The 20,723-nt window shown below is 41.2% G+C and carries 2 protein-coding genes; both read left to right on the plus strand.

Going from position 1 to position 20,723, the window contains the following annotated elements; all coding sequences use genetic code 11:
- Nucleotides 1–5 precede the first annotated feature (5 nt).
- A complete protein-coding gene (locus tag AC2TDL_RS15410; protein WP_484696957.1) occupies nucleotides 6–10,445 on the plus strand; it encodes an SDR family NAD(P)-dependent oxidoreductase in 10,440 nt (3,479 codons plus the stop codon).
- Entirely contained in the window at nucleotides 10,423–20,721 is a 10,299-nt protein-coding gene (locus AC2TDL_RS15415; RefSeq protein WP_484696958.1) for an SDR family NAD(P)-dependent oxidoreductase, read from the plus strand. The genes AC2TDL_RS15410 and AC2TDL_RS15415 overlap by 23 nt, the downstream gene beginning before the upstream one ends.
- The last annotated feature ends 2 nt before the right edge of the window (nucleotides 20,722–20,723 follow it).

The raw sequence follows: 20,723 nt of genomic DNA on the forward strand, positions 1-20,723 counted from the left end.
GCGTGATGGAGTCTACCAAACTATTCAATAAGCTAGCAAACTCCAAAGTACATTTTGGAGTAGAAAAGAAATCTATATTTTTTGTTGGCACAAGTAATGGAAAAGAGTTAAGTAGTGAAATAAGCGATGAGCAAGCTGAAATTATAGCTTATTTGCAACATCATCAACTTTTACAATGGCCGAAATCCCTTTCTGATCATTTTACAGGCATGAGTAAAGGCGGAGGGGGCTTAGATTTTCTCTTCGTTGAGCAAGATTTTGCAGAGCTCTCTACAGAGTTATACCGCAGCTTTATGACTCCTTATGAAAAGACTCAAGCTACGTTTGTTCACTATATAAGCGTTTTGCTAGCTTTATTTATTCGCTATACCGATAGCGATGCCATGGTTTGGACAATAGCCTGCAATGGGAAGGAGTTGACACTTGATACGAGCAAGTGGTCAACGCAATCAACATTTGCCGAGCTTGCTAAGGACTTTACGGCATTATTACAAGATGTACATTCGATGATGGAAACGATTGAAAGTGTAAATCTAGCTCTTCATGATTACGAGTCAAAATCTGTCCTGCTAGCAATTCATTTGTCACTAAATAATGATAATGTGTGGGGGATGGTGAAATATCATTCTCAATTGATTGCAGGCAATACTATCGATCGTATCGTAGACCATTATTGCATATTTTGCCAAAGAGCAATCGCTAATTTGGAACAGCCAATTGCTTCCTATTCTTACTTATCTACAAGCGAAATAAGTCAGTTAAAACGTTGGGGAGGATCAAAGGCTCGATATGTCTTAAATAGAACAATATATGATTTATTTGAGCAGCAGGCTAACGAGACTCCAAACGAAATTGCTGTAATTTATGAGGATGGCAGTGACAATATCGCATATATCTCTTATCTTGATTTACTTTACTCCGTAGATAACCTTGCTCAAAAACTGTCAGTAAATGGAACTAAGCAAGTTATCGGTTATTATGGCGAGCGATCTATTTATACCGTTATTGCGATGCTTGCCGTTTGGAAGTCAGGAAATATTTATGTTCCGTTTGATATTTCATATTCAGAGGAGCATTTACAATTTATACTTGACGATGCACAGGTGCAAACGATTATTACAACAGAGCAGCATGTAAAAAAAGTATCGTGCGGTAAATCCATTGTGATGGATAGCAGTTACTTAATTGAGGCTGCTTACTCTAAAACCAAACTAACTGCAAGCAAAAGTTTGCTAGATCAGGATTGCTTAATTATGTACACATCGGGTTCAACAGGGAAGCCAAAAGGTGTTATTCATAAGCAATTACAATTATTGAATCGCTTTAATTGGCTTTGGTCAAAATATCCGTTTAAGTCAACATCATGTATGGGGCAACGTACGAGTATGAACTTTATGCCGTCTATGTGGGAGTTATTAGGCGGATTGTTAAAAGGTGTACCAACGGTCATAATGGCAGATGCTATAGTAAAAGATCCTAATCTATTAAATCGAGCGATTGCTCGCCATCAAATCACACATCTTACGGTAGTTCCTTCCTTGCTTAAGCGCATGTTAGAAGATCGTGCAGCTAAAGCAAACTTATCTACGCTTGAACTTTGCATTACGGCGGGGGAGCCGTTGACTGTAGAACTATGGCAGAATTTCCGAGAAATAGTTCCTAATTCCATACTATTAAATGACTTTGGTGCAACAGAGGTTAATGGCATTTTATATGCTGATTCTCGTAGCAATATTGACAAGCCAGATCGTCTGCCTGGATTTAAGCCGATTCGTAATATTAAAGTATATATTCTTGATTCCAACCTTAATTTCACAGGAATTGGCGTACCTGGAGAATTGTATGTTGGAGGAGTCGCCTTAGCAACTGGATATTTGCATGATGAGGAAAGTAATCGCAGCAAATTTATTAATAATCCATTCAGCGATAATGCAGGTTCTCGACTATATAAAATGGGGGATTACGCTCGTTATTTGCCTGATGGAACGATTGAGTTATTAGGTAGACGTGACAATCAAGTAAAAATAAGAGGAGTAAAGCTTGAGCTAACCGGCATTGAACAGACGATTGAGCAGCATGCAGCAATTCATGAAAGTGCAGTCTTTGTTAAAGAAATTCGTCAAGGGGTTAGCAGACTATACGCTGCGATCGTCTTGAAGGAAGGGCATACTGTCACTGACGAACAATTATATCAGTTTTTGAAAGCAAAGCTATCTGAATATATGATTCCTTCGGCATTTATTCGTGTAGATCAGTTGCCAAGAACACCAAATGGGAAAATAGCACGTCAAGCGCTACAAAGTCTTACAGAAGCTGTATCATTAGCTCCGGCGCAGCAAAGATCACAAATAGCACAAGCGCAGCAAAGCTCGCAAATTGTCTCGGAGCAGGAGATCAAGGATAAACTTATTTTTCTTGCTAGTCAAACGTTAGCAGTAGACTCATCACTTATTGAAAGTCATAAAAAGTTTTATGCGCTTGGCTTTGACTCTCTTACGATTGTCGATTTTTTAAACGCAGTCAAAAAAGTATTTGGCATTGAGCTTGCTGTGACAGATCTATATGACCATGCAAGTTTAGATGAGCTGACAATCTTCCTTCAAGCAAATGACTCGTCTCATACAAATTCATGTAAGGCAGTTAACAATGCAGCGTTTCAACCTGATCAAGCAGTCTTTTATGGAGCAGAGACAAGCAACGAAGTATTAAGCAAAGCAGAAACCGATCATTTAGTTGTTATGCAACATCAGCTAGCTATTATCGCAGCAGACGTGTTGCGTATAGACCGAGCATATATAGAATACGAGAAAAAATATTACGCTTTAGGCTTTGATTCGTTAACTATTGTAGATTTTCTTAATGAAGTGAATCGTCAATTTACGACTGATTTAATTGTAAGTGATTTGTACGATTATGCTAGCATTGCTGAGCTAAGTGAATTTCTTATAACAGTAAAAAAGGTGCTGCCTCAACAGGAAATCAATCAAGTGTCAACTGACAAGAAGCAGGAAATAACAGAGCAATCAGCGCCGTTTGCAACTGAGATTGTAGAACATGAAAAGAGCCAGAATCCGATAGCTGCAAACTTACAATTTAAAACAGAAGCGGTTAAAGAAAATCATTTGAAAAAAATAGCGATCATCGGCTTAAGCTGTAAATTTGGCGGTGCTAACAACGCTGATGAATATTGGCAGAATTTAAAAAATGGTGTTGATTCTGTAAAACTTGTTCCTGAGCACCGTTGGTCAGTGGAAAAATATTATGATCCTGATATGAAGGCCGACTATAAAACGACAAGCAAGTGGGGCGCATTTATTGAAAATATCGACCGTTTTGATGGCGACTTTTTCTCACTGACACCAATCGAAAGCGAGAATATGGATCCTCAGCAGCGTATTTGTCTTGAAGAATGTTATCATGCGCTGGAAGATGCGGGATATTCGGAGTCAGAGCTAAGTAATAAAAAGGTTGGCGTGTTTATTGGGGCAAGACCAGGAGATTATAACAATCTTATTCGAGAAAATGGGCATGCACCAGGGCCATATAGCTTGCTGGGCAATGATTTTGCGATTTTGGCTGCGCGAGTTGCCTATTTTCTTAATCTAAAAGGACCTGCTATAAGTATTGATACTGCCTGCTCCTCCTCATTAGTGGCAATCCATCTTGCTGCGGAAAGCCTACTAAAAGGAGAATGTGAAATGGCTATAGCAGGTGGAGTTAGTATTATGTCGACCCCTGATCTGTATTTGACCTCTACTAAGCTAGGTATGCTGTCACCTGACGGAAAATGTAAAGCCTTTGATAATCGAGCTAACGGTTTTGTTCCAGGCGAGGGAGTAGGAATTGTTGTGCTTAAGGAGCTGGAGCAAGCCATTGCAGATCAAGATCAGATTTATGGTGTGATTACGGCATCGGGAGTTAATCAGGATGGTAAAACAAATGGAATTACTGCACCTAGCGCACTTAGTCAATTAGAATTACTTCAATCAATCTATGAGGAGAACGGAATTGATCCTGCATCAATTGATTATGTAGAGACACATGGAACAGGAACAAAGCTTGGCGATCCGATTGAAATTAAGGCATTATCTGAAGCATTTGGAAAACATGTGCTGCCTAAGCAAGCTTGTCCAATTGGCTCGGTGAAGACCAATATTGGTCATACGATTGCTGCAGCTGGAGTAGCGGGATTAATTAAAGTTTTGCTGTCGATGAAGCATGAAGCTATTCCACCTACCCTGCATTTTGAACAGGCAAACGAGCATATAGACTTTGCCAATAGCCCATTCTATGTGAACACCCAATTGCAGGCATGGCATAAGAAACCGATGCCGAGAAGAGCAGCAGTAAGCTCATTTGGCTTTAGCGGAACGAATTGTCATCTCGTTGTGGAAGACTATGTTGCCAATAGCCCAGTAACGGTTACTGAGGAACCGTATTATTTAATCCCTTTATCTGCAAAGTCGAAAAATGCATTAAAAGAAAAAATTGAGCAGCTTGCAAGCTGGTTAGAGGGAGCTTCTAATTTCACGCTTCATGATATTGCCTTTACGCTAAGTGTTAGACGAAATCACTTCGATGAAAGATGTGCCTTTGTTGTAGCAAATAAAGAGCAATTAGCTGCAGAGCTTAACCGAGCACTGAGACATCATTTAATAGATTCTATTGCTGCAACGAAAGCTGGAGCAAGCAGTGATACATTGCTAACCCAATTGACGGAAGACTCCGTTGCAACTACGGAATATATGCAGCGATTAGAAGAATTGAAAGCTTGTTATATAAGAGGAGAGCAGATAAACTGGCGAAAATTATATGAACACCGTCCTAATCAAATGCTTTCTCTACCTGGTTATCCGTTTGAGAAAAGACGTTATTGGATTGAAGCAGCATATAAAACAAGCAGTACGCTGCCAAAACATGGACAACCTTCATTTTTTGACAGTGTTATTAGAGAAGGACAAACTGTTCACTATACGATTAACCTGACTAAGCAAAATAGACTGATTCAGGATCATATTATTAACGGTGAAGTGATTGTTCCAGCTGCATTTTATTTGGAAATGATTATGCGAGCAGTTCAAATGCAGCATATTGTTACAGGCACATTTGTTATTGAGCAACTAAGCTTGCTACACCCAATTAAATTGAGTGAGCATGCCATTAGCATCACATTGTCGCTAGATGTAAGCTCTTTACAATTTGTTATTTGCAGCGGAGATGTTGATGTGGTAAAAGGAGCTGTGTCTAGTGTAGCATCGTTCAATGTAGATGAACTATCATTGCAAAGCTTTGATCCTGAGCGGTTTATTCATAATGCACCAACTAGCTGCAATAAGCATGATATTTATTCACGTCATTTGAAATTAGGATGTCAGTACGGATATTCATATCAAGTAGTGGACTCGGTGCATATTACCTCTAATGGACATAAGTTGCTTGCGGCGCTTAACGGCACTGCTGTATCTGCTGTGGAAGTCGATACATTGCTCTATCCAATATTGCTTGATGGCGCTTTTCATGCTGTTATTGGCAGCGAGTTGCTAGGTTCCACGGAGCAACTATATTTGCCGCAATCCATTGGAAAATTCCATTTATATCGAGCTAATGTTGCGCCTTGTTGGTCGCAAATCGAAATCGTCGAACAGCATGATATAAATCAATTTATAAAATGTCATATTACGCTCTATGGCGGGGATGGCTTGGCAATTGCGCAAATTAACGATTTTGTACTAAAAGCAGTGCCAAACAGCGCTCCGCAGCAGTTGATATATACACCTCAGTGGGTGGCACGAGCAATTTCTGAAAACTCATTAACCGGTCAGGAAACGGTAATCTTATTTGATCGTGACGAGGTTACTTATGAAAAGTTAAGAAAGAATCATCCAACTCATCAGTTTATTCTAGTTTTACCAGGCACTCATTTTACAGTTAATCATCCAATCTATCAGATTGATTTTCATAGTGAACGAGATTATGCAGCGTTGTTTGAGCATTTTACCGCACATGGCATTGACTATCGGTATTTATTAGTAATTCCTTATTTTGCTGAGCGAAGCACTTCACCTTTGATAAGAGCAGAGCACGCAGTTCATCCAATGTTCGCGCTATGTAAAGCAATTGTTAAAAAAGTAGGTAATCAAAGCATACATTTGCTTGCAGTATTAGATGCTGGACTTTATGAATATTATCCGTATGTCGCTGCCCTTGCTCCAATGCTGCAAAGCATTAGTATGGAAAAGCCAAACTTAAGCTTACGCACATTAACTCACGAGTGGCCGCAGCTTGATAGTTCAAAGGTGCTGCTTGAACTATTCCATGAGACGTCTGCTACTGAGGTAAAGTATGAAGGAAGCGTAAGAATGGAGAAGGAATTACACGAGGTTGAGCTGGAAAATGACCAAGATGGAACTGATTTCAATGGCGTTTATCTAATTACGGGCGGCTTAGGTGGCATTGGACAAGCAGTTGCTCGCTGGTTCAAGCGTTATCCGCATGCTTATACGGTGCTGCTGGGCAGAGCTGAGTATGATGAAAATGTAGCACAAATATTAGCCTCTTTGTCTGCTGAACGGGTTGCCTATGAAAGTTGTGATCTTGGCGATGAAAATAATGTAAGACAGGTCATTTCGCGTATTAGGCAACATTATGGACCGATAAAGGGTGTTTTCCATTGTGCAGGTGTGATTAGAGACCGATTGTTTATCCACAAGGAATGGAACGATTATGAGCAAGTGATGAGAGCGAAGATTGCTGGCACAGTTTATTTGCATCGCTATATAGAGCAAGCGGATTTTATCGTTTATTTTTCATCAGTTACTTCTTCCTTTGGCAATCGTGGGCAAGCAGATTATGCATATGCCAATGGTTTTTTAGATCATTTCGCTAATTACTGCTCGGAAATGGCTCAACATGAGCCGCGGATAAGTAAGACAATTTCAATAAATTGGCCGCTCTGGAATTCAGGCGGAATGCAGCTTTCTGATGTGGAGAAAGAGCGCTTGAAAGCGGAAAAAGGTTGGGTCGGCATTCCTGATGAAGTAGGATTGAATGCGTTGTCAACCATTTTACAAAGCGGATTAACAAACGTTGGTGTGCTTTACGGTTCGCTGGCTAAGCTTCGCCAGCAATTAAGAAATACAGCTTTGCCTGTTCCTACGAGTGAACTGCGGCACGCGAAAACTTCGGTGCAACCATCTGGGCTAAATCAAGCGGGACAACCTCAATATAATATAGCAGCACAACCGCAAACCAAAGCAAAGGAATGGCAGTTAAGCAGAGTAAATCAAGCAACGCTTGATCGTGCTGCCGTTAAACAGGAAATTGCCAATATTATTGCTACTGTCACGAAAATGAGCTCTGCTCAAGTTATCAGTAAAAAAAGCTTTGAGCAATTTGATTTTAACTCCTTAATGATTATGGAAATGACTCGCTTGCTGGAGGATATGGTTGGTCGTCTGCCAAGCACATTGTTCTATGAATATCACACATTAGATGAGCTAGTTGATTATATGGTAGAAAGTCATCGCGAGGCATTATTAGCTAAGTTTTCCAGCAATGAAGCGTCTACGTACGATGGACAGGCTGAACTTTTAGCAAGCTCTTTAGAACAATTGTCGACTTATCCTAATCCTAGCAATGAAATACCTAACGAAGTGTCTTCTCATAGCGCAAAAAGAGTTGAAAAAGAGGAGCCCAATAATAGAAGAGAGGATATTGCTATTATCGGAATAGCTGGACGTTACTCTGGAGCAAGGGATCTCGATGCATTATGGAGTATGCTGCTTAATGGAGAAAGCGGCATCTCTGAAATTCCGCTTGAACGTTGGGATTGGAAATTCAATTACACAACCGATAAAAAAGCTTATGGCGGGATTTATACGAAATGGGGCGGCTTTATTAGTGATGTTGATAAATTTGATCCGCTTTTCTTCGGAATTTCGCCAAGAGAAGCAGAGCGAATGGATCCGCAAGAGAGATTATTTCTCGAAATCGCTTATGCCAGCATTGAGGATGCGGGATATACTCCTGATAAATTATGTCCATCAGGAAAGGTTGGAGTATTCGTTGGGGCGATGAATGCGGATTATGGGACTGGTGCCTCGTTCTGGTCGATCGCTAATCGGGTGTCTTATGTGCTGAATTTCCATGGTCCGAGCCTTGCGGTTGATACAGCATGTTCATCATCACTGACAGCGATTCATCTTGCAGTAGAAAGCTTACAAAATGGAACGAGCTATTGTGCAATTGCTGGCGGTGTTAATTTAATTTTAGATTCTTATCATTATGAGCGGCTATGCGGGCATACAATGTTGTCCTCTGGCAATAAGTGTAAAGCGTTTGGAAAAGACGCAGATGGCTTCGTAGATGGTGAAGGCGTAGGTGCTGTTGTGCTCAAGCCATTATCTGCTGCAGAGCGAGATGGCGATCATATTTATGGGGTCATTAAAGCGACGATGATTAACGCAGGAGGCAGAACAAACGGATATACTGTGCCAAATCCTAATTTGCAGCGTGAACTAATTAGTGAAACGTTGCGTCGTGCCAATATTGATCCGGTTACGATCAGCTATGTTGAAGCGCATGGTACGGGAACTGAGCTTGGTGATCCAATTGAGATCGCAGGACTCACTGGAGCTTTTACAGAGCAAACGAATAAGCGACAATATTGTGCAATCGGCTCGATAAAAACAAATATTGGGCATTGTGAAAGTGCGGCTGGTATTGCCGGTTTGACTAAGGTGCTATTGCAAATGAAGCATAAAACACTCGTTCCATCCTTGCATTCTCGCGAACTAAATCCACGGATAGATTTCATAAACACTCCTTTTATCGTCCAGCAAGAGGCGACAGAGTGGAAGCAGCCGATTGTTGGCGAGACTAGCTATCCACGCCGTGCTGGTCTATCATCGTTTGGTGCAGGTGGAGCGAATGCTCATCTTATTGTCGAGGAATATATACCAGTAGAGCAGAACAGTAAACATTGGCACTCCAGTTATAATTCTCCTTGGATAATTGTTTTATCTGCCAAAAGTGAAGTTCAGCTTCGTCAGCAAGCAGCTAATTTGCTATGGTGGCTAAACAGAAATGAGGTTAATGAACGAGAGCTAACTTCAATTTCCTATACATTACAGGTCGGACGTGTAGCTCATGAGGAAAGATTAGCAATGTTGATTAACTCTGTTGAGCAGTTGAAAAGTAAGCTGACCAGCTATATTGAACAAGGAGATGAGGATCAGGCAGTTTATCGCGGACATGTTACTGGAGAGCAATCTCTAGGAGCGATGTTTGGCAGTGATGAAGACATTTTACTTGCGATTCAAGCATGGATAAATAAAGGGAAATATGACAAGCTATTAAATTTATGGGTAACTGGATTTGATATAGATTGGAATTCACTGTATAGTGTGCAAAAGCCTAAACGCATTAGTTTGCCGACTTATCCGTTTGCCAGAGAGCGCTATTGGCTTACAAATGAAAAGAATAATAACGGGGGAGTTCCAGCTGACAAAGACTCACAATTAATGGCTGCCATACATCCGTTATTACACCGCAACACTTCGAATTTGGATAAACAGCGCTTTAGCAGCTTGTTCACCGGACGAGAATTTTTCCTTCGGGATCATATTGTACAAGGTGAACGAATGCTGCCAGGAGCAGCTTATATGGAAATGAGTCATTCCGCACTGCGGCAATCTGCACCGTGGTTAAACGAGAATAAAATTAGACTAAAACAGATGATGTGGTTAAAACCTTATACGATTCAGAGCACAAGCGCTGAGCTGCATATTGATCTTTACCCAGAAAATGAGCGGGAAATCGAATTTGAGATTTATAGTGAGGATGATCTGCAAAGCAGTGACGGAATCATTCATTGCCAAGGAAAAGCAATATTTATTCCAGAGGAAGCTATATCGATATCTAAAATCGATATTTTGGCACTTCAAGCAGAATGCAGCAAGCAAATCATTAGCGGTCAGCAATGTTATCAACAGTTTGAAGCAATGGGAATAGAATATGGCCCAGCTCATCAAGCGATCGAGTGCTTGTATATTGGTTCTGAAAAACTATTAGCGAAATTATCCTTACCTGAGATAATAGGTTCAACTTTAGACGATTATGTGCTTCATCCTAGTTTACTTGATTCTGCGATTCAATCAGTAATCGGCTTTAACATAGGAAGCAATAGCTTTATTGATGACAATTCTAGTTCACTTGCACTGCCTTTTGCAGTAGAAGAAATGCTTATTTTCGGAAGCTGCAGTAAGCAGATGTGGGCATTCGTTAGAGCAAGTGAAAATGTAACCAATGAAGACTCTATCAAAAAATATGACATTGACTTATATGATCAGGATGGAACACTTCAAATCAGTATGAGGAAGTTTGCATTCCGAGCAAGAGAAACGGAAAGAGAGGTTAAAGCATATGTTGGATCGAAGCGTGGATGATAAACAATTCGGCGATAATCTTTTTACAGAGCAACAGGCGGCGCTAAACCGCCTGTTGCTTTATCCTGTTTGGAAAAAATCTGAGCGAAGCGTTGCCAACATATCGTATGAACAGCATGAAATCATTGTATGCGAAGGAGAACGAGCTATCACACAGCAACTGCTAGAAACTAGCATCCAAGGAGCCAACTGTACAATTTTTCGCAGTGAGGCTAAGGAAGTCAACCTTCGCTATGTGCAGTATGCTAATCAATTGTTTACGCTTGTAAAGCACATGCTAAGTAATAAAGCCCGTGGTAATATTCTGATTCAGCTTGTGTTGTTCGCTTCTGGGGATCAAGAGTTGTTTCAAGGTTTGTGCGGGCTGTTAAAGACAGCTAGACTAGAAAACCCTAAGCTATTCTTTCAAATGATTGTGTTCCCTGCAGAAAGTAAGCCCGATGAAATTATATCTGCACTTAAGGCTGATAGTCTTTGTATTAATGACCAAGAAATTCGCTATATAGAAGGTGTTCGATATACAAAGCAATTAAGTGAGCTAAAGCAAAGCTTGCAGGCAGAGAGATTGGATAGACAGGTGTTACCTTGGCGAGAAGGTGGAATATACCTTATAACTGGCGGTGTAGGCGGTATTGGTTTAATCGTTGCTGAGGAAATTATTAGGCATATTACAAAAGGTGCTGTAATATTAGTTGGCCGTTCAGAGCTATCGGGAGAGAAGCGTCAGCGGCTAGCTGCTCTAAAGAGAAATCAAGTTACTATTAGTTATCATCAAGCGGATATAACTGAAGAAGGGCAAGTAAAGCAATTAATTGAAGAGATAATGACATCGTTTGGTTCGCTGCATGGCATTATTCATAGTGCAGGAATCATTAACGATCAATATATTATTCATAAAACAGAGCAAGCTTTTACAGAGGTGTTACATCCAAAAGTAACAGGCTTGCATTATCTTGATATGCATACAAAAGCGCTTAATCTCGATTTTATAATGCTGTTTTCGTCAGAAGCGGCGGAAATGGGGAATTTAGGTCAAGCAGATTATGCTGCAGCGAATGGATTTATGGATCGATATGCGGCATATCGAAATTGGTTGGCAGAAAAAGGAGAAAGAAGCGGAAAAACTGTTTCGATCAACTGGCCTTTATGGGCAGAGGGCGGCATGAGTGTTAATAAGGAAATTGAGCGGCGGATGCTGGAGCGAAGCGGCATGATTCCGTTAACGACAAAAACTGGCATTGCTACAATGTATGTTGCGCTTCATGAGTCGTACGATCAACTGATGGTGGTTGAGGGCGATTTGCAAAAGCTAAGTCAAACTTATTTAACCAAATCAACAACAAACGTTTACGAAAACCTGAAATTTACGGAAGCAGCAAGTACAAGCTCTAACTCTGCTGTCAATAATATTTCAGATGCTTTGCTGCAAGAGAAAGCGGAACACTATTTCAAGCAGCTGCTCGCTTCCGTTATTAAACTTGATGTCGATAGAATTCATGCTGATGCACCGCTAGAAAAGTACGGAATTGATTCTTTAGTCATTATGAAGATGAATGATGAGCTAGAGAAAAACTTTGGTGAACTTTCCAAAACGCTTTTTTTCGAATATCAAAATATTCGTTCAATCGCAGCGTATTTTCTCGAAGCACATCGGGATAAGCTGCTTGAGCAATTGGGCTTGCTCCATTCCGTGCAGCAGTCTGCACACAATACTGCTGTTCAAGTAAAGCCCGTACAGGTACAGCGGCCAACTAGAAGATCTCGGCGCAAAAGATTTATGGTCACAGAACAATACAGCTCCCCAGCAGCTACCAATTCAGATATTGCCATTATTGGTGTGGCGGGACGATACCCGCAAGCGAAAAATGTCGATGAATTTTGGCATAATTTATGTAGCGGTAGAGATTGTATTACGGAAATTCCGAAAGATCGCTGGGACCATAAGCAATTTCATAGTGATACAGAAGTCGATAGTAAATCTAATGCACGTTGGGGCGGTTTTCTAGACGATATTGATCGATTTGACCCGATGTTTTTTAATATTCCGCCGCGTGAAGCTGAATGGATGGACCCGCAAGAAAGACTGTTTCTGGAATGCGTTGTGGAATTGCTGGAAGATGCAGGATATACACGTCAGACGTTAAGTCGCTTGCAGGGAACCGGTATTGAAGGAAATGTCGGTGTTTATGTAGGGGTAATGTATGACGAGTATCAGCTTTATGGCGCTCAGGAGCAAGCAAAAGGAAGAATGATTGCTCTTAGCAGCATTACTTCATCGATCGCTAATCGAGTATCGTATTTTTGTAACTTTCACGGACCTAGCATTGGAGTTAATACGATGTGTTCCTCATCCTTAACAGCGATTCATCTTGCTTGTCAAAGCATTCGTCTAGGTGAATGTGAGCTAGCGATTGCTGGCGGCGTTAATGTGTCCATTCATCCAAATAAATATATATTGCTTGAACGCGGTCATTTTCTGTCAAGCAAAGGTAAATGTGAAAGCTTTGGCAAGGATGGCGATGGCTATGTACCAGGTGAAGGGGTAGGGGCAATTTTACTAAAGCCATTATCAAAAGCAATTGCAGATCAGGATCAAATCTATGGAGTTATTAAAGGTTCGGCAATTAATCATGGCGGTAAAACAAATGGATATACCGTACCAAATCCAAATGCACAAGCAAATTTGATTCGCAAAGCATTGAAAGACGCTGGGGTTGATGCTAGACATCTTAGCTATATTGAGGCACATGGAACAGGTACTGCGCTTGGTGATCCGATTGAAATAACTGCATTGACGAAAGCGTTTGAAGCCTATACGAATGAGAAACAGTTTTGCGCTATCGGTTCGGTAAAGAGCAATATCGGCCATTTGGAAAGTGCAGCAGGAATAGCAGGCGTAACAAAGGTGCTGCTGCAGATGAAGTATGGCAAGCTCGTTCCAAGCTTGCATGCTGAGACGCTAAATCCGAACATCAACTTTACAAAGACGCCATTTAAAGTGCAGCGATCACTGGAGGAGTGGCATAGACCTGTCACTGAAAAAGACGGGATAAAACAGCAATTGCCTAGAATTGCTGGTATTTCTGCTTTTGGTGCAGGAGGTTCGAATGCACATTTAGTTATTGAGGAATATCTCCCTCAGCAGACTGCGGCGGAACCTGTTGTTGGCGACTTAACAACATATATGATCGTCCTGTCAGCCAAACAGCAATCCAATCTTAGAGAACGAGTGAAGCAGCTGCTGCAGGTAATTGAGGAAGGGAAAATTACAGAGCAGGATTTACCGCATGTAGCATATACTTTGCAGGTTGGACGTGAACCAATGGAAGCTCGGCTTGCAATGACAGCGAAGTCGCTGCAAGAGCTTGAGCAAAAACTTAAAGCTTTCTTAAATGGACAAGAAGAGCAAGATTGGTATAGCGGCTTCATTTCTCGTGAGCAGGAAACATTGAGCTATGAAAATAATGATGCAAATGCGATTAAAGTAGATTCCTTGATAAGCGAAGGTAACTATAAGGAGCTTCTTCAATTGTGGGTGAACGGTCTAAATATTGATTGGGAGCGTTGTTATTCGCAATGGAAGCCGAAGCGGATAAGTTTGCCAACCTATCCTTTTTCCGAAGAACATTACTGGGTGCCAGGAGTGAAGCGAGGAGAAGGCTTCCGTGTAGGGGGGGCCGTTGCAGACATATCTAATTTTGCAGGCATAACTAATGCTGCAGATATAGCTAATGCTGCGGAAGCAATTGCTGAATCAATGTCAAGTTCAACACAGCAGCAGTCAATAAGCGAACATAAAGCAGATAATCTTCCAAAGGTAACGCAATCGATGTTAAAAGAGAAAACAATACATTATTTGAAATCAACACTATCTGCTGTAAGTGGCATCCCATTTGTGCGGATTGAAAACGATGCTTCGTTAGAAGGCTATGGGATTGATTCAGTAATGATAAAGCAGTTAGCTAGGGAACTAGAGAAGGTGTTAGGACAGTTTTCGCCAACAATATTTTTTGAGTACCAAACTATTCAAGCATTAGCGGAGTATTGTGTAATGAACTTCGAGGATAAGCTGATTGCATGGTTTGGGCTTGGGGATTGGGAAGCAGTAAGCGACCAAGTAGAAAGGCAAAGAGCGTCCGTCAACTGTAATGCTAATGAGCATTCGCAACCTAAGCAGCATAAAGAGACGATTGCTACGCTGAAGCAGGACAAGAAGCTAGAAGTGACAGAACCAAAAACTATTTATCCTTCCATGGATATTGCGATTATCGGTCTAGCAGGACGTTATCCAGGAGCGGACACTCTTGAGCAGTTTTGGAATAATTTACAGCAGGGAATGGATTGTATTGTAGAGGTTCCAAATGAGCGCTGGGATTATAAGCAATACTACAGTGCAGAAAAAGGGAAGCCTGGGAAAATAAATAGTAAATGGGGCGGGTTTATTAATGATGTTGATAAATTCGACCCATTATTTTTTAATATATCTCCTGATGATGCAGAACGTTTGGATCCTCAGGAACGTTTATTTTTGCAATGTGTGTATGAAACGATCGAGGATGCAGGATATACGAGAACATCATTATGTCCAAGCCAACCTGATGAGCTTAGCAATAATGTTGGCGTATTTGTCGGTGTAACTTTCCTCGACTATCAGCTGCTTGGTGTGGAGAAGCAAGTGCAAGGGAAGCCGCTTGCTTTATCTGGTATCGCTTCTTCCATTGCCAATCGCGTTTCATATTTTTGTAATTTTAATGGTCCAAGTATGACAATAGACAGTATGTGCTCCTCCTCCCTTACAGCATTGCATGTAGCGTGTGACAGTATCAAGCTGGGAAGATGCAAACTCGCTGTCGTAGGCGGGGTTAATCTTTGCTTGCATCCAAATAAGTATTTATTTTTAAGTCAATACCATTTCATGTCCAGCAAAGGGAAATGTGAAAGCTTTGGAAGCGGTGGAGATGGGTATGTGCCAGGTGAAGGAGTTGGAGCAGTACTCTTAAAGCCGCTCGCACAGGCTGTAGCAGACGGGGATCATATTTATGGGGTCATTAAAGCGACAAGCGCCAATCATGGCGGTAAAACAAATGGCTATTCGGTACCTAATCCTGCAGCACAGGCGCAAGTTATTCAACAGGCTTTAAAGGAAGGCGATATAAATCCACGAACAATAAGTTATATTGAAGCCCATGGCACAGGCACTTCGCTTGGTGATCCAATCGAAATTGCTGGACTGACAAAAGCATTTCAAACGTATACAAATGATTATAACTTTTGCTCGATTGGTTCTTTAAAAAGCAATATTGGTCACTTAGAGGCAGCAGCGGGCATAGCTGGGCTAACGAAGGTGCTCTTGCAGCTAAAGTATAAACAGCTTGTACCTAGTTTACATTCGCAAAAGCTGAATGAGCATATAGATTTTGAGCAAACTCCGTTTTATGTGCAACAGAAATTACAGGAATGGAAGCGCCCTGTAGTAGAAGTTGAAGGGAAGTTAGTAGAATTCCCAAGAATTGCAGGGGTATCTTCTTTTGGTGCAGGCGGTTCGAATAGCCACGTAATAATTGAGGAATATGTGGAAAATGAAAATGAGACATCACCTGTAATCGTAAATGCAGATCATCCGGCAATTATTGTATTGTCGGCTAAAAGAGAGTCGTTGTTAAAGGAGCAAGCGATTCGTTTACTTGAATTCATTAGACTAAGAGATCTAGGAGATGAACAGTTAGCGAATATCGCCTATACGCTGCAAATTGGCCGAGAAAGTATGGAATATCGTTTAGGTATTATTGTAAGCACAATGGAGGAGCTAACGAATAAGCTGGAGAGCTATATTCAAGGAAAAACAGATACAGCTGGCTTATATATGAGTCATGGCAGACAACAACGCAATGTATTTAGCTTATTTAAAGCTAGCGAGGAGCTGCAGGAGGTTCTGCAATTACTGCTAGAACGAAAAAAAGCGACGACGTTGCTCGAGTTGTGGATTGCAGGTGTTGAAATAGAATGGGAGAGCATGTACAAAGAGAGCAAACCGCAGCGAATGAGTTTGCCAACCTATCCATTTGCTCAAGAGCGATATTGGATACCAGATGTGCCGCTTGTAAGAGAAGTTGCACAAGAGAAGCCAGAGGAAGAAAACTTAGACAAAAATATGTCTGTCTCTATTCATTCAAAAACTGCTCAGATTGAGGCAATGCTAGTTCGTCCAATTTGGCAAAAGAGCGATTTAATTGATAATAACGGGGTTATTCCGCAATATTCGCAGCGCTTAGTGCTCCTTTGTGAAGGTGGACAGCAGATATCAGTTACTGATATCGAGGCTAGCCTTGCTGCTGGAAAATGTCGTCTTCTTCACAGTGATTCCACAGATTTACAGAGCAAATATGCCGATGTTGTCGTGCAACTATTTAAGGAAGTTCAAGAGATGCTGCAAGCTAAAAGGAGAGGGCAGCAACTCGTTCAACTAGTAGTCTTTAATGAGGATGGTTGGGAGCTTTACAGAGGGTTAGGAGGTTTGCTAAAAACTGCACAGCAAGAATATCCAAAGCTATCGATTCAAATCATTGGCTTGCCTGCAAAAAGCAGTACAGAGGAAATTATTGCAAAGCTGAGAGAAGAAAGCCTTGTTCCACACGAGCGGGAGATTAATTATATTGATGGTGTGAGATACACAAGAAGCTTTGCAGAAGAGCAACTGACTGACCAAAGCACAATGGATCAACTTCCTTGGCAAGAAGGCGGTACTTATCTGTTGAGCGGTGGAGCAGGGGGATTAGGTTTAATCTTTGCAGAAGAAATTTGTCGCACAACGAAGAATGTTCAGTTAATTCTTACAGGGCGCTCAGCTCTTTCAACCGAAAAAGGAGAGCGTTTGGAGCAATTAAGGAAATATGGAGCGAACATTCAATATAAGCGTCTTGATATTGCGGACTATGAGCAAGTTCAACAATTAATTACGGAGATCATAGCCAATTACGGTAAATTAAATGGAATATTCCATTGTGCCGGAGTAATTCAAGACAAGTTCATTATTAATAAATCAGCAGAGGAAATAGCTGAGGTGATTGCACCGAAGGTAGGCGGCTTGTTGAATTTAGATCAATGCACAAGCGGACTTGAGCTAGATTTTATGGTGCTCTTCTCGTCTGGAGCTGGACAGTTTGGTAATCCAGGACAAGCAGACTATGCTGCTGCTAATGCATTTTTAGATATTTATTCCGTTTACCGCAATAAGCTAGTTGCCAAGGGTGAGCGCAGTGGAAAAACTGTGTCCATCAATTGGCCGTTATGGAAGCATGGCGGTATGCAAATTAATCAAGTACTTGAGCAGGGGATGTTTGCTCGTTTAGGCATGATTGCCATGAATACGGATACTGGCATTAAGGCGTTATATCAAGCATTGCAGCAGAAGGACGATCAGTTGCTAGTTTTTGAGGGGGATCTTAATAAAATTAGAGCTAACGTTCTGCAAACAGAGCCTGTCGTTGCCTCCGAACGAGAAAGCGAGTTAATGGAAGAGGTAAATTTAGAGCAACTAACTGTAATGAGCGTGCAAAAATTAAAGAACATGTTTGGCGAAAGCATAAAACTGCCAAGCGAGCAAATTAATGAGCAAGATACTTTCGATATTTACGGGGCTGATTCAGTTAAGTTAACCTTGCTTAGCCAGCAGCTAGCTGAATACTTTGAAGAAATATCGAATACGATTTTCTTTGAATATCGTACGATTGCTGAGCTGGCTTCTTATTTAGCAGCTGAATTTCCATACGAATGCAGAAAGTGGATTGGTGATAGCTGGCCGAGAAAAGAAGTCGAACAATCTCAGCAAATGTTAGAGCAACAGCCTATTTTAGAGAAAAAGTCTATTTTAGAGCAAAAACTTATTAATGACAGTCCGTCACATGCTGTGTTATCGCCGTCAGCAAGCTTAAAGCCAATTCGTTCAACTGATAATAAACGTTATCGCAATGAAAACGAAGCTGGGCAGGATGAGCAAAGCCAGAAGGATATCGATGAGAATGCGATCGCAATTATCGGCGTAAGTGCGCAATTTCCAATGGCAAACAATATCGAGCAGTTTTGGGAAAATATAAAGTCTGCGAAAAATTGCATAACGGAAGTTTCGAAAGAGCGCTGGCCGCTAGAGAATTTTTATAATCCCGACCGAGAAGAAGCCATAAACAGAAAGCAAAGCTGCAGCAAATGGGGCGGTTTTCTTGAGGAATATGCGAATTTTGACCCGCTATTTTTCAATATTGCTCCTGCAGATGCAGAGCGAATGGATCCTCAAGAGCGATTGTTCCTTGAGCAATGCTGGAAAGCGATTGAAGATGCAGGAATTGTTCCATCCCAGCTTGAGAAAAATGAACGCAGTCAAATTGGTGTTTTTGGGGCAGCAACAAAGACAGGCTTTAATTTATGGAATACAGCTGAACATTCCTTTTATACAACATCTTTCTCTGCAATGGTTAATCGCTTCTCGTACTTTGCTGATTTCCAAGGTATGAGCATTCCGATTGATACGATGTGCTCTTCCTCCTTGACGGCACTTCATCAGGCTTGTGAGGCGATTAGACGCGGAGAAATTACGACAGCAGTAGTCGGTGCAGTCAATCTCTATACTCATCCGACCAATTATACAAGTCTTACCCAAGGAGGATTGCTTTCTGACAGCTCAAGTAGCACTGTACTTGGCAAGGGAGGCAATGGCTTTATTCCTTCTGAAGGTGTAGGAGCAGTAGTTTTGAAATCATTATCTGCTGCGAAACGAGATAACAATCATATATGGGCAATTATTAAGGGAACTGCTATTGCTCATAGCGGAAGAACGAATGGTTATAGTGTGCCTGATCCTGCAAAGCAAGCAGCAGTAATTCGTAAAGCGCTTGAAGCAGCAAAGCTTCAACCAGAAACGATTCAGCATATCGAAGCAGCAGCAAGCGGATCAGAGCTTGTTGATTCGATGGAAATGTCCGCCATTAGACAAGTATTTGGCAACGTCAACAATAACCAAGGCGGCTATACACTTGGCTCGCTAAAAGCGATATTAGGACATGGAGAAGCCGTATCTGGCATGGCGCAGTTAATTAAAGCTATTTTACAGTTAAAGCATAAGATAATTACGCCAATTCCGTTACCTAAGCAGCTTAATCCGCATATTCCATTTGATAAAATTCCATTCAAGGTAGTGACGGAGCTGCAAGCTTGGTCAAAATTAGAGCTTAACGGAGAAAAAGTTCCACGGCGAATTGGCATTAACAGCTTTGGTGCAGGCGGCGTTTATAGCCATGTCATTGTTGAGGAATATGAGTCGGCAGTAGAGCAAGAAGCTAAGCGGGAAGAAAACAGCATATATGATAGCGAGCAGGAAATCAGCGTATTCCTTTTCTCTGCTAAGACTAAGCAAGCACTTAGAAGCTATATGGAGTTATGGAAGCAATATGTAGAGCAGCATCCTGAGCTTGATTTACAAAGACTTGCCTATGTGCTGCAAATGAATCGTGAGCATTTCAAATGCAGATTTGCTGTAATCGCACAAAACAGACAAGCTTTGCTTAAGGGTATAACGCAATATTTACAGCAGGAAGAAGCATTGCTTGACCAGCTTGAGCCGTTATCGTCTGTGCAAATTGAACAGCTTATTGCTAACAGGGATTGGTTAGCGTTAGCTCAGTTATGGCAATCTGGGGTGAATATTTCTTGGGAGAAGTTAAAGCGTAATCGTTCACTGCAGCATATGCCGCTGCTTCCAACTTATCCGTTTAGTCGAAAAAGATTTTGGCCATATGTAGCAAGCTCAGCAAACTCTCCTTCTGAGCAAAATGGCAGTGAAGCGTCATTTATTTCAATAGATTCAATTGTTGAAGCAGATTTCAAAATAGCGCCTGAAAATGGCATCACAATGCCGATCCAAAGTGCTGTCCATTCCACTATAGCGACACAAAATGCCGCTGCTTTAACTTTGGAACCTGGTGCTCGGGCGCAATCGCAAGCTGCAGTGCTTGTTGAAGAAGACAAAAAATTCAGTCGAGCAGAAATTGAGCAATGCATCAAAGAAGTTTTAATTGACCTATTATACCTTGAAGAATTTGATGAATTCGCTGAAACTGACTTTACAGAATTAGGTTTGGATTCAATTAGAGTTACTAGATTTATTAAAGAGATAAATTGTCGACTAAATATATCTTTAAGCGAGACTGTAATTTACGATTATGTGTCCGTATCTAGCCTTACAACATATATCGCTGAACATTTGAATCCAAGGAGGGAAACGTAACG

It is taken from the genome of Paenibacillus sp. plas6 (assembly GCF_057221655.1).